This is a genomic window from Micromonospora yongxingensis (assembly GCF_052601155.1).
The window spans coordinates 1-13,129 of sequence record NZ_JBQXEO010000029.1; the positions used below are offsets into that span (position 1 = coordinate 1).

Sequence of the window (13,129 nt, forward strand, 5' to 3'; positions counted from 1 at the left end):
CATCTCATCGGTGGGCTGCGTGCCCTGCTTGACGATCTCGATCCGGGTGCCGCTTCCCGCCACCTTGACCGAGTTCTGCTCGTTGCCCGGCGTCCAGTAGCGGTTCACCGCGCTGTCGTCGAAGACCGGGTTGGCCTTCAGCGTCGGCAGCGTGGCCGCCACCCCGTTGAGGTGGAAGGTCTGCGCGGGCTTGGCGAATCGGCTGAAGGTGCCGTCGAAGCCGTTGCGTCGGTTGGTGATCGTGCCCTGGCCCTTGACCGTGATCGCTCCCGGACGGACGTCCACCGGGAGGTTCAGGCCGAAGCCCGGGTGCTCCGAGGTGTTGTTGTCGCCGTAGGCGTAGTTCACGTACCAGACCAGCATGCCGGGCTGGTTCGCGAACCGCTCCACCCAGTTCGGCCGGGTGTTGGTGAAGCCGTAGTTGTACCCACCGGTCCGCAGGGTGTCGTCGTAGCCGACGTAGCTGCGGTTCTCCGCGATGTAGAAGCGGGGGTACGTGGCGGTCACCGCGCCACCCATCCGGGTGAAGCCCTTGGCGGTCCACTCCGCAGCCAGGGTCTCCGCGTCGTCGGTCCAGGCGGTGGCACCGCCCTTGACCAGCGAGACGTTGTCCAGGAACGCGCCGGCGAGGTGCACCCCGCCGTCGGACTGGTAGCGGTAGCGGAACTGCACCGTCTGCCCGGCGTACGCCGACAGGTCGTAGCCCAGGTCCACCCAGCTGCCGCTGGTGGAGCCGTCCACCCCGGTCTCGCCGGCGTCCACCAGCGAGTTGGTGAGCGCCGTCCAGCTCGCGCCACCGTCGGTCGACACCTCTGCGTAGAGGTAGTCGTAGTCCTCCTCGATGTCGTACCAGGCCTTCGCGGTGATCGACGCGGTGGTCGTACCGGTCAGGTCCAGCTGACGGGTCAGCGTGGTGTTCAGGTCGTCGGCGCTGCCGCCCCACCACTCGTTCGACCCGCCGTACGGCGTGTTGTAGCTGGTCGTCTGGGTCTGCGACGGCAGGTTGACGACCACCGCCTGGGCCTTCGGCCCGTCACTGTCACCGGCCGGGCCGAGGGTCACCTGGGTGGTGCCCTTGCCGTACTCGACGGTGGAGTGGTTGAGCCAGCCGAGGAAGAGCTTCGACCACGGGTCCATGTAGCCCGGGGTCGAGCCGATGTCGTCGGTGCCGTGGCTCAGCCACGAACCGGAGGACATCAGGCTCCAGAAGCCGACGCCGTTGTCGCCGCCTGCGGTGTCGTAGAGGTCCGGCAGGCCCAGGTCGTGGCCGTACTCGTGGGCGAAGACGCCCAACCCGCCGTTCTCCGGCTCGGTGGTGTAGTCGCGGATCCACATCCCCGTGTCACCGATCTGCACACCGCCGGCCTTGTTGCCGGTCGGGCCGGCGGTGCCGGCCAGGTTGGGGTACGCCGCCCAGCGGTGCGACCAGATGGCGTCCTCGCCCTGGGCGCCGCCGCCGGCCTCCTCGCCCTCGCCCGCGTGCACCGCCTGGAAGTGGTCGATGTAGCCGTCGGCCTCGTTGAAGTCCCCGTCGCCGTCGAAGTCGTACCGGTCCCAGATGTCGAACTGGGCCAGGTACTGCTTGATCTGCTCCGGGGTCTTGCCCGCCTCGACCTGCGACTCGTACCAGGAGGTGGCGCTGTCCTTGACGAAGTTCCAGGAGCCGTCGCTCTCCGGGATGGCGTTGCTGCCGTACCGCGCCTCGTTGAACGGCACGGTCACCCAGTCGGTGACATCGCCGCTGACGGTGTACCGGCCGCCGGACTGCTTCAGGTAGAAGTCCCGCATCGACTCGCCGTCACCGTAGAACATCTCCTGGTAGTGCTCCCGGTGGAAGTCGGGCCGCCAGAGGGTGCTGTTGTCGTCGGTGGCGTTGCCGTCCCAGTTGCGGTCCGGCTCCGGGATCTGGTTGACCACGGGGCCGGGGGTGCCGCCGGTGCGGGGGTCGGTCTGCGTGCCGAAGTTGACCAGCATCGTGAAGATGGGGTCGGTCTTCGGCGGCTGCTGGTACTCGACGAACAGGTCGTCCTTGACCTGGATGACCTTCGAGCCGTTGCGCGTCTGGAGCTTGGCCTTGCCGGCGAGCAGGTCGGCGATGGCCTGCTTCCGGACCTCCCGCTGCTGATCCGCCATCGGATCCGGGAGGTTGTCCCTGCCCTGCTTAGCCTTGTCGGAACCGGGGGTCGGGCCCGCCGCCGGGGCGCCGGAGGCCGGCGTCGCCACGACTCCCGCCGCCAGCAGCGCGGCCGTGGCAGTGGCCAGACCGGCTGTGACTCGTCTCCTCAAAGGTCTCCTCCTTTGTGGACCTGTGTTACATGGCAGGGGTCACCGAAGCGATCACTGTCATGAGATGCGCCACTCACCCTTGCAGACGGTTCGGGCGGTTGTCACGAGTCGATCAGGTGGGCCACTGGCGGGTTTTGGAGAGATTTGAGGGGACAAAACACGACCAAATAGTCGTAGCCTCAGGCGACTATTTACATTACGGTTCTATCAAGATCATCCATTTCCGGTCGGGATTATGAGGTCCCTGGAAGTGGAGCGCCGAACCCGGCGGTAACGTCACGCGGCGCGCCGGGCCCGAACGCGGAACGGCCCGCCCGGAGCGTCGTGCTCCGAGCGGGCCGCCCGCTGGTCCGTCGGACGACGGACCAGTTGCTTCAGTTCCTCGCCGAGGTCACGTACACCGTGGCGGACGAGTTGTCCCGTGCCGCCTTCTTGACGGTGAGCGAGACCCCGTAGTTGACGCCCTGGTCACCGGGGTTACCGGTGCCAAGCACGATGGCGCCGCCGCCCAGGGTCACGCCGTAGAACTCCGGCGCCGGGCTGCCGTCCGGGTGGGTGACCCGGGTGGTGTACGGCGCGTTGTTCCGCGACGGGAGCACCACCGAGGCGTCGTTGTCCCGCGCGTACGCGGCACCGTCCCGCATCTCGATGCCGGGGTACCAGGTCTTGGCGTCGGTGAAGCTCTTCACCGACGGCTGGGACCGGAACTTGGTGCAGTACTCGCTGTACGGCTCGTCCGCCGCCTCCAGGCACTCGGTGAAGGGGTACGTCGGCTTCAGCGAGAACGCCGCGTTCGCCGACTGCGGACGGCTGGGCAGGTTGTCCGTCACCGACGGGTCCTTCACGGCCGCCTCGCCCGTACGCCGGTACGGGTCGAAGTGCGAGTCGACGATGAGCAGGCCGCCCTTCGCGCCGTAGCTGGGCAGGGCGGTCATCTGCCCGGTGACGTGGTTGACGTCGCCGAGCGCGGTGTCCCGGTACCAGACCAGCATGCCCGGCGCGTTGTACGAGATCCGGTCGACCTTCCACGCGTCGTGCGAGTAGATCGTGTCGTATGCGTACTTCAGGCCCTTGTCGAAGCCGTCGAAGTTGCGCCACTCGGCCAGGTAGTAGTGGGCGTGATTCTCGGTGCCGCTGCTGACCTTCCAGCCCGCGCCGGTGGTGTCCACCCAGGTGCCGCCGGTGGCCGTCCAGCCGTTGGCGCCACCCTCGACGTCGTCACTCCACGTGGTGGCACCGCCGCCGGTGACCGAGAAGTCGTCGGCGAACCAGTTGCGCTCCTCGAACGCCTCGTCGGTGGCCAGCCGGAGCCGCAGCTGGATCGTCGTCCCGGCGTACGCCGACAGGTCGACGTAGTCGTGACGCCAGCCGTCGGTGCTGCCGGTCAGGCCGTACTTCTTGCCGCCGAAGTCGTTCATCCGGCCGTTCGGGTCCGGGTAGCCGTCGGGCGTGGTGACCACGTTGCCGGCCTCGTCGTACACCTTCGCCTCGGTCCAGGACGTCCCGCCGTTCGTCGAGATCTCGACGAACCCGTAGTCCCAGTCCTCCTCGATGATGTAGTTGTTCCACATCCAGAACTTGGCGTCCGCCGCCGCCGGCACGTCGACCGCGCGGCCCAGCTTGACGTCGGCCCACTCCTGGTCGTTGTTGCTGTGCCACATCTTCGTGCCGCTGTGCGGCGTGGCCAGCGTGGTCACCTTGTCCGGCAGGTCGACCTTGATGCCGTCCTCGGAGTCGATCGGCGTACGGCTGGTCTGCCCGAGCTTCACCTCGCGCGAGTTCGACCCGGGACGGATGGTGAGCGGGTCGGCCCAGCCGAGCACCCACTTGTCCCAGATGCCCATGTGCGTCGGCAGCGCCTGGAAGATCTCACCCGAGTGCGAACCGGAGGCCATCAGGTCCCAGAAGTCCACGTCGGAGTCGGCGTTGCCGGAGGTGTCGTAGAGGTCCGGCAGACCCAGGTCGTGACCGAACTCGTGCGCGAAGACGCCGACGCCGGCGTCCTCCGGCTGCACGATGTAGTTCGACACCTGGAGGTTGGTGCCCGGGATGTCGTAGCCACCGGCGACCGAGGAGGAGTGCGCCCAGACGGCGTACACACCCTGGTCGCCGCCGCCACGGGACTTGCCCTGCCCGGCGTGCACCAGGACGAGGTGGTCGATCACGCCGTCCGGCTCGAAGACGTTGCCGTCACCGTCGCGGTCGGCCTGGTCCTCGATGTCGTAGTCGGCCCACGGGAAGCTCGGGTCCTTCGCGGCGAGCGCGTCGATGGCGTCGGTCGCCAGCCGCCCCGCGCCGGCCGGGTTGTCCGGGTGGCCGTTCATCGACTGCTCCCGGCCGGGAACCCAGTTGCCGTTCTCGTCCTGGGTGCAGCGGTTGGCGGCGTACCAGCCCTCCGAGTGCGGCACGGTGATCCACGGGCTGGCCTGCCCGTCGACCGTGTACGCGTTCTTGGACATCTCCAGGTACATGTTGTGCATCGTGCGGCCGGAGATGTCGATGCCGCGCTTGCCGTCCGGGCCCCGCAGATCCTTGCGGACCCGCTCGGTGATGCCCTTCTTGCTGTAGAGCATCTTGTCGTAGTGGGCCGGCGAGAAGTCCGGCACCCACATCGAGTTGTTGTCCTCGTGCGGCAGGGTCGCCGGGTTCGGGATGTTGTTGTGCTTCGGGCCGTTCTGCACGGTGCCGGGGACGCAGGTGCGGTCCTCGAACACCGTCTTCGGCACCATCACGCCGGTGAAGTCGTCGTTCGCCTGGTCGTTGAACTCCACCAGCAGCGTCAGCAGCTTCGCCGTCTGCGTGGTCGGCGCCTGCTTGATCTGCCGGGGGTTCTTGCCGGTCTTGATCGACTTGGCTTCGATCTTCGCCAGTTGCCTGGCGGTCACCGGGTTGCCCCGGGCGTGCTTCTGGTCGAACGCGCGCGCGTCGTCGACGGCGGGGGCGTAGACGCCACCCTTGCCCTTGACCTCGCGGCCGGTGGTGTCCGGCTGCACCTCGGGCTCGGCGTAGTTGATGTAGTGCTCATCGGCCCCGATCACCGCCCGGGGGGTGGGGGACGACGACTGGGCCGCCGCGCTGCCGGTCACGGTCAGTGACGTGGCTGCGAGGGCGATGGCGGGTAGCGCGACGAGTAGTCGTCGGCGCGACCCCGGATGGGAGTTTCTGTTCATGCCGCTCCGTTTCTCGGGCATGGGCGGAGGGAGTCGGCCGGCCACGGGCGCGACGGGGCGCATCGAGACCTGCCGACGTTCGTGAAACTAAATGAGAAACGCGTCGATGGGCAGGAACGTGATGGATGCGTTATCCGGATGATCGGCGCGGTTCACCGACCGACCGGCCAGCTGAGCAGGTGCTGCCGGCCGTACTCTCCACATAAGACGACGGTGGGTGACGGTCCGTCCGGACCGCCACCCACCGGGGTGTACGCCTGCCGTCAGTCCTCGTCGGACTTGGTGCCGCTCATCCCTGAGGAGATCAGCTCCATCACCGACGAGTCCTGCAGCGTGGTCACGTCGCCCAGCGACCGGTTCTCCGCGACGTCCCGCAGCAACCGGCGCATGATCTTGCCCGAGCGGGTCTTCGGCAGCTCCGGCACAAGCATGATCTGCCTGGGCTTGGCGATCGGGCCCAGCGCCTTCGCCACGTGGTTGCGCAGCTCCGCGATCAGCGCCTCGCCCGCCTCGCCCGCGACGTCCGCGCTGCCGCGCGGAATGGCGAACGCGACGATCGCCTGACCGGTGGTCGGGTCGGTCGCGCCCACCACGGCCGCCTCGGCCACCGACGGGTGCGACACCAGCGCCGACTCCACCTCCGTCGTGGAGATGTTGTGCCCGGACACCAGCATCACGTCGTCCACCCGGCCGAGCAGCCAGATGTGCCCGTCGTCGTCCTTCTTCGCCCCGTCGCCGGCGAAGTACATGCCCTGGAACCGGCTCCAGTACGTCTCCAGGAACCGGTTGTCGTCACCCCAGATGGTGCGCAGCATCGACGGCCACGGCTCACGCAGCACCAGGTAGCCGCCACCGCCGTTGGGCACCGACTGGCCCTGGTCGTCCACCACGTCGGCCACGATGCCCGGCAGCGGGGTCATCGCCGAGCCCGGCTTGGCCGCCGTCACCCCGGGCAGGGGCGAGATCATGATGGCGCCCGTCTCGGTCTGCCACCAGGTGTCCACGACGGGCAGCTCGCCCCGGCCGACGTGCTGCCGGTACCAGATCCACGCCTCCGGGTTGATCGGCTCACCGACGCTGCCCAGCAACCGCAGCGAGGACAGGTCGAAGCCGGCGGGGATGTCGTCGCCCCACTTCATCATCGTCCGGATCAGGGTCGGGGCGGTGTAGAGGATGGTGACGCCGTACCTGTCGACGATCTCCCAGAACCGGCCCTTGTGCGGGGTGTCCGGGGTGCCCTCGTACATCACCTGGGTGGCGCCGTTGGAGAGCGGGCCGTACACGATGTAGGAGTGGCCGGTGACCCAGCCGATGTCGGCGGTGCACCAGTAGACGTCCGTCTCGGGCTTCAGGTCGAAGACCGCGTGCGTCGTGTACGACGCCTGCGTGAGGTAGCCGCCCGTGGTGTGCAGGATGCCCTTCGGGCGGGCCGTCGTGCCGCTGGTGTAGAGGATGAACAGCGGGTGCTCGGCGTCGAACGGCTGTGCGGTGTGCTCGGCCGACGCGGTCTCCACCGCCTCGTGCCACCAGAGGTCCTTCTCCGACCACGCCACGTCCTCGCCGGTACGGCGGACCACCAGGACGTGCTCGATCGACGGGCAGTTCGCCACGGCCTCGTCCACGGTCGGCTTCAGCGCCGACGGCTTGCCCCGCCGGTAGCCGCCGTCGGCGGTGATCACCACCTTGGCGCTGGCGTCCTGGATGCGGTTGCTCAGCGAGTCGGCGGAGAAGCCGCCGAAGACCACGCTGTGCGCCGCGCCGATCCGGGCGCAGGCCAGCATCGCGACCGCCGCCTCCGGGATCATCGGCAGGTAGATGGCCACCCGGTCGCCGGCCGCCACGCCGAGGTCGGTCAACGCGTTGGCCGCACGGCAGGTCAGCTCGTGCAGCTCGGCGTAGGTGATGGTGCGGGTGTCGCCGGGCTCGCCCTCCCAGTGGATGGCGACCTTGTCGCCGCGGCCCGCCTCGACGTGCCGGTCCAGGCAGTTGTACGCCACGTTGAGCTGCCCACCGACGAACCACTTCGCGAACGGCGGGTTCGACCAGTCGAGCACCTCGTCCCACTTCTTCGACCAGGCCAGCCGGTCGGCCTGCTTCGCCCAGAACGCGAGCCGGTCGGCGTCGGCCTCGGCGTACGCGTCGGCGGTGACGTTGGCGTGCGCGGCGAGTTCGGCCGGCGGGGGGAACTGGCGCGTCTCGTTCAGCAGATTGGCCAATGCCTCGCTCATGCCGTGACTCCTCGTCCTCGGGTGACCTGCGTCTCGCTGGGCACGAGGGTAGTCGTGGGGCCCCCCGCCGGCCACGGCTGCCCGGTCCGTCGCGCCGAGCGGCCCCCGCCGCGCGCCCGACGGTGGCCGGGGTCGCGTTACGGCCGGGTGCGACCCGGCAGGCCAGGCCGGGTCGCTAGCGTGGCGGGGTGACCACCGACCCGCTCGCCCCGCTGCTCGCGCTCGCCGACATCACCCCCGCCGTCGAGCGGGCCCGCGAGCGGTTCGACCAGGCGCTCGGCCACCGCGCGCTGCGCCGGCACGGCGGCCAGGTCGCGGCCGAGGTCAGCCTCCGGTCCGCCGTGGCGAGCGCCGCCCTCGAAGGGGCCACCCACGATCGTGAGGCCGTCCGCGCCGGCACGGTCACCGACCCGGTGCTCCAGGGGGCGCTGCGGGTCGCCGGGGCGCTGCCCGGGCTCAGCGAACTCTGGCCGAAGGCCCCCCGCCAGGCCCTCGCGAAGCTGCACGTGCTCGCCGCCCGCGACATGGTGCCGGAGAACGAGCTGGGCCGGCCCGTCGCCGACCCGGTGGTCGCCGCCCGGCTTGACGGGCTCGCCGGCCTGGTCGCCGGCGGCACGAAGGTCTCCCCGCTGGTGCTCGCCGCCGTGGTCCACGGGGAACTGCTGAACCTGCGCCCGTTCGCCGGTCCGTCCGGCGTGGTGGCCCGGGGCGCCGCGCGCCTCGTGCTGCTCGCCAGCGGCCTCGACCCGCGCGGCCTGCTCGCCGTCGACGTCGGCCACCGCGAGCGCGAACCGGAGTACGTCGGCTCGGCCGGCGCCTTCGCCACCGGCACCCCGGACGGGCTGCGCTCCTGGCTGCGCCACTACATGTCAGCCGTGGAGGTTGGCGCCGACCAGCTCACCGTCATCGGCGACGAGATCCTCGCCGCCGCCTGAGCCCCGCTGTCCCGCCCCCTCGATCCGGGTGCGGAGGTCAGGCGGTGGCGGCGGCGCGGGTGCGACGGTGCCGCCCGTACCAGGCGATGCCGATGGCCACGCCCACACCCACCCCCAGTGCCGCCGCGGCGACCGGGACGGCGGGCCGCTCCCGCAGCCGACGCCCCAGCGGGATCGGGTGCCGGAACTCCAGCACCGGCCAGGCGTTCTCAGAAGCCAGCTTGCGCAACTGACGGTCCGGGTTGACCACGCTCGGATGCCCGACGCACTCCAGGAGGGGACGGTCGCTGTACGAGTCGGAGTAGGCGTACGACTCGGCCAGGTCGTAGCCGCGCGCGGCGGCCAACTCACCGACCGCCTCGACCTTGCTCGGGCCGGCCGCGTAGAACTCGACCTCACCGCTGTACCGGCCGTCCCGCACCGTCATCCGGGTGGCGATCACGTCCGTCACCCCGAGCAACTCGCCGATCGGCCGGACCATCTCCTCACCGGAAGCGGAGACCAGCACCACGTCCCGCCCGGCCGCCTGGTGCTCCTCGATCAGCGCGGCGGCCTCGGCGTACACGTAGGGGTTGATCAGCTCGTGCAGTGTCTCCGCGACGATCTGGCGGACCTGCTCCACCTGCCAGCCCTTGCAGAGCGCAGCCAGGTAGTCCCGTGTTCGGGCCATGGTCTGCTCGTCGGTGCCGCCCAGCCGGAACATCAGCTGCGCGTACGCCGACTTGACCACGTCACGCCGGGTGATCAGCCCGTCCCGGTAGAACGGCCGACCGAACGCCAGGGCGCTCGACTTGGCGATGACGGTCTTGTCCAGATCGAAGAAAGCGGCACTTCGGCCCACGGCGCGAAAGTCTAGCCGGATGGTCTATCGTCGGCGGGTGCCCGGGGTCAGGCCACCCCTCGGACCTGCGGGCCGGCGCCACCACCTCCACTCGGCGTGACCGCGCTCACACTCCGCAAGGAGATTTTCGCAGTGAGTGGGGTCGACACCACTCGACGTGACGGGCCCGCTCAGGCAGACTTGTTCGCACGACGAGTTTTCATATCTCCGAAAACAGACAGACCCTCGGCGGTTGCACCCCCCGTGACCGCTGAGTGGTTCGGCTCGACCCCCCCGGAGCCGAACCTTTCGACGACCCCCGTCTCCCCCCGACGGGGGTCGTCCCTTTCCGGGGTAAGCGCGCCACAGCAGGCCACAAGTCGTCTCCGTTCCCGTCGAAGCGGTGTTCGAGGGCGTTTTTCCGGCCGGAGGCAGCAGAGCGGTCGAACGCCTCCAGGACGCGGGCGGCGCAGTCGTCCGGGGTATGGGTGTACCGGTTGAGGGTCGTGGAGGCCTGTTCGTGGCCCATGACCCGCTGCACCAGGTTGATCGGCACGCCGTCGGTGACCAGCCAGGTGGCGTAGGCGTGCCGCAGGTCGTGGAACCGCATCCCGCCGACGGCCTTGGCCGCCACGCAGGCGACCGCTTCCCGTTCGGTGGGAACTCCGCCGACCACTCGATGCCCCTCCCGGTCCGGCCAGGTCGCGCGGTACCGGTGTGGGCCGGTGTTGACGACTTGGCCGAGCAGTCGGCGCGCACGAGCGAGGGCAGCCAGATCCGACGCCGGGAGTTCGACCGCCGCAGTGGGCGACCGACCCGGTCGCGGAAGACGAGCGTGCGCGGGTCCGGTTCGTCGGCGGCGGCGTGCAGCTCACGGAGCACGGCCAGAAGGAGGGTGGGCAGCGGCACGGTTCGGACCCCGGCGCGCGGCTCTTCGGGTACGGGCACAGGACGATCCCGCCGTGGGTCTCCTCGGCCACCTGGACCACCCGCAGCGATGCCCGGTCGAGGTCCGAGGACCACGTCAGCCCGGCGCACTCGCCCCAGCGGAGCCCCGCCCCGGCGGCGGCGGAGATGATGCCCCGGTGTCGAGGTGGGACGGCGGGTAGCAGCCGGCCGAAGGAGTCTTCCCGGCTGATCGTGACCGGTTTGACGTCGCGGGACCAGTCGCGTGGCAGCTTTACCGCCTTCGGCGGGGTTGGTGGCGATCAGTCGGGCCTAAACCGACCGTCCGGAGGATCATCGACAGCAGTTGGTAGCACTGGTCCCCGGACTCGTGGCGGGCCCAGCAGACGGCGGGCGTGGCAGGGCTCGTGGTCGACGCCAGGCGAGAGGGGTTCAGGGTTCGAGTCTCTGGCGGGGCTCACTCAGCCACAGGTCAGCGACCCTGAAGGGCCAGCAGTGCCACGATCAGCGCTGATACCGCTGCCGGCGGTTGGACTCCCGCCGGACCGCCTCCGTGAGAACCCGCCAGATGCCGGACCGGCTCTCGATTATCCCGTCGACCATCGGCTCAGTGGATCAGGTTACGGGTGGTGCCGAGGCAGGTGCAGCCGCGACGGGAGCGGGCGTGGTGACTATCCGGGTTGCCCAGGAGTCATGAGCCGCCAATGCAATTTCGGTGATGCGTTCCGAGAAGAGCCGAGTTCGCGCTTCGTCAGTCGAAGCGCTCGCGAGGGCGTAACGGCCAGCCTGTTGCTCGTAGAGAAAGCGCTCGGCATGTAGCTGGTTCTGTATCGACCGAGCGAGCGCCCAGTGCTCCTGAGCCTTGGTAGCAGCCAGCAGGGTCGTCGCGAGGGCAGTACCGCCACTGACGGCAGCGATCAACCACTTCGGAACGGCCGGCGCCGTCGCCAACACGGTGGCGGAGATTGCCAGGGACACGCTGAGGTAGACCAGGAGCATCGAGGTGCCTTTGTTGACCCTGGCGCGTCGGCGCCAATTGCTCTGGAGGTACTCCCAGCGTGCCAGTGCCCGATCCTGTCGAGCCTGCAACTCGTTCGCATTCGGCATGTATTCATCCTCGCGCACGCCGCCAGAGCCGCTGCCCTCAGCTCCGTAACGCTGACGGATCATCTGGACCGCGAGCCGCGCAGGCGATCCAGCGGTACCGCGAGGCAGCCTGAAGGCAGCAACACCTACGGCCAGGGTCGGCCAGCGACGCCAATCGACGAGAAGCGGCCCTGTGTCGACCCGTCCGACGAGACCGTCCGACCCTAGTCGGTACAACGGACCCGGATCCCCCGACGGGGGTCGTCCCTTTCCGGGGTAAGCGCGCCACAGCAGGTCCGCAGCCCTCGAGGTGAGTCGGCCGGCTGCCGGCGATGTCGGGTCTCAGGACCTGCGTGACAGAACAGCCTCAAGACATGGGTGACACTTCCGGCTAGCCGGGTGGTGACGGCGGCTCAGGCGGGCGTCCGCGGGCGCGGGCTGCGTCGGACATGGCGATCCCGGTCAGGACGAGGGCTGCGGCGGCGGCGACCACGACTGGCGGCAGGGGGAGCATCGCTGGCGTCAGTGCGGCCAGCGCAAGGACGCCGATCGGTCGGGACCGGGACACGCGGCCGAATACCGTGTGCTCGAAGCGGGCGCGCCCGGCCAGGTACAGCGCGGGTCCGCCGAGGATGACGGCGATCCAGGCCGGTGGGGTGTGCCCGAGTGGATGGGCGATGACAAGTTCGTCGCCGACGGCTACAGCGACCACGCCGGCCACCATCACCAGGTGGGCGTATGACGCCGATCGGGCGAGGCGGACCGGGTCGGCGGACACGGCGATCGCTCCCGCCAGGACCTGTCCGGCGCGGTAGATGTAGATCCGCCACAGCAGCACGGTGGTCGCGATCGACACCGCGAACGCGGCGGCCCCGTACGGCGCGAAGCCGCTGCTGCTCAGCGCCAGTCCGGTCACCAGGATCAGCTCGCCGAGCGCGATGATGAAGAACTGCCGGTAGCGCTCGGACAGGTGCTCGCCCGAGATCACAAGGTCTCGGCTGGGCGTACGGCCCGCCCCCGGGGTGGGGAAGCCGATTCTGCCTGCGGTGTGGTCAAGGACCACCGCGAGTGCCCACAACGCCCCACGCGCCGTGCCGTCCACGAGCGCCCCCGCGATCCACGGCAGCGCCGACAGGCCGTACCAGAACAGCCCGCGCATGGCGTGGCGCTGCAGTTCGTGGTTACGCAGAACGGCCACGAGGACGAGCCCGCGGCCGAGCTGGATGGCGACGTAGGCGCCCGCGAAGATCAGGCCCGTGTCGCCGAATGCCTCGGGCACCGCGGCCGCCATCACCAGGCTGCCGACCATGGTCGCGATGACGAGCGCCTGGATTACCGGTCGTTGCGGGTCCGTCCGGTCGGTCAGCCACGCGGTGCTGGACCAGACCCACCACATGGCACCCAACAGCACCAGCGTCCGGAAGGCACCGCTCCACCCGAGATCCTCGGCCAGGCCGCGCGAGAGCTGAGCGAGCGCGAGGACAAACACCAGGTCGAAGAAGAGTTCCAGGAACGTGGCCCGCTCCGGGTCCCCGGCTTTCCGCACCAGCCCGGCCGCCCTGCTCGTCGTCATCGGCTCGCCCGTTCTGCCAGCTCTGCTCCAGGTTTGGGTGCATTCTGACATGCGGTAGCGGCGGTGACCGCGGACGTGCTGCCGTGACAGGGTCAAGCGACCCGCGTTACGCGGACGGGCGACGG

General features: G+C 69.7%; 8 protein-coding genes. 1 reads left to right on the forward strand and 7 read right to left on the reverse strand.

What is annotated here, in order from left to right:
* From ACTWLT_RS26850 to acs, 3 genes are all read right to left on the reverse strand, one after another.
* A partial coding sequence (locus tag ACTWLT_RS26850) for an immune inhibitor A domain-containing protein (protein ID WP_445320725.1) occupies window positions 1–2,286 on the reverse strand: 2,286 nt, incomplete at its 3' end.
* Between the two features lie 374 nt (window positions 2,287–2,660).
* A complete protein-coding gene (locus ACTWLT_RS26855; protein ID WP_445320726.1) occupies window positions 2,661–5,456 on the reverse strand; it encodes an immune inhibitor A domain-containing protein in 2,796 nt (931 codons plus the stop codon).
* Window positions 5,457–5,719: 263 nt separating this feature from the next.
* Window positions 5,720–7,684 carry an acetate--CoA ligase gene (acs, locus tag ACTWLT_RS26860; protein WP_445320727.1) on the reverse strand — a complete coding sequence of 655 codons (1,965 nt, stop codon included), beginning with the start codon at window positions 7,682–7,684 and terminating at the stop codon, window positions 5,720–5,722.
* A gap of 188 nt (window positions 7,685–7,872) precedes the next feature.
* Between acs and ACTWLT_RS26865 the strand changes: the two genes are divergently transcribed.
* On the forward strand, window positions 7,873–8,619 hold the full coding sequence (locus tag ACTWLT_RS26865; RefSeq protein WP_445320728.1) for a Fic family protein: 747 nt from the start codon (window positions 7,873–7,875) through the stop codon (window positions 8,617–8,619).
* 37 nt (window positions 8,620–8,656) lie between these two features.
* Here ACTWLT_RS26865 and ACTWLT_RS26870 read toward each other — a convergent pair whose 3' ends face one another.
* From ACTWLT_RS26870 to ACTWLT_RS26885, 4 genes are all read right to left on the reverse strand, one after another.
* Window positions 8,657–9,460, reverse strand: coding sequence for an HAD family hydrolase (locus ACTWLT_RS26870; protein WP_252416168.1), 804 nt, complete (start codon window positions 9,458–9,460; stop codon window positions 8,657–8,659).
* A 199-nt stretch (window positions 9,461–9,659) separates the two neighbouring features.
* Window positions 9,660–10,115, reverse strand: coding sequence for a tyrosine-type recombinase/integrase (locus ACTWLT_RS26875; RefSeq protein ID WP_445320729.1), 456 nt, complete (start codon window positions 10,113–10,115; stop codon window positions 9,660–9,662).
* A gap of 845 nt (window positions 10,116–10,960) precedes the next feature.
* Entirely contained in the window at window positions 10,961–11,452 is a 492-nt protein-coding gene (locus tag ACTWLT_RS26880) for a DUF4231 domain-containing protein (protein WP_445320730.1), read from the reverse strand.
* A gap of 370 nt (window positions 11,453–11,822) precedes the next feature.
* On the reverse strand, window positions 11,823–13,004 hold the full coding sequence (locus ACTWLT_RS26885; protein ID WP_445320731.1) for a low temperature requirement protein A: 1,182 nt from the start codon (window positions 13,002–13,004) through the stop codon (window positions 11,823–11,825).
* Window positions 13,005–13,129: the final 125 nt, after the last annotated feature.

What these genes read in the sequence shown, in the direction of transcription:
- ACTWLT_RS26855 (WP_445320726.1), bottom strand. Translation starts at nt 5,456, where the DNA reads ATGAACAGAAACTCCCATCCGGGGTCGCGCCGACGACTACTCGTCGCG.
- acs (WP_445320727.1), bottom strand. Translation starts at nt 7,684, where the DNA reads ATGAGCGAGGCATTGGCCAATCTGCTGAACGAGACGCGCCAGTTCCCC.
- ACTWLT_RS26880 (WP_445320730.1), bottom strand. Translation starts at nt 11,452, where the DNA reads ATGCCGAATGCGAACGAGTTGCAGGCTCGACAGGATCGGGCACTGGCA.
- ACTWLT_RS26885 (WP_445320731.1), bottom strand. Translation starts at nt 13,004, where the DNA reads ATGACGACGAGCAGGGCGGCCGGGCTGGTGCGGAAAGCCGGGGACCCG.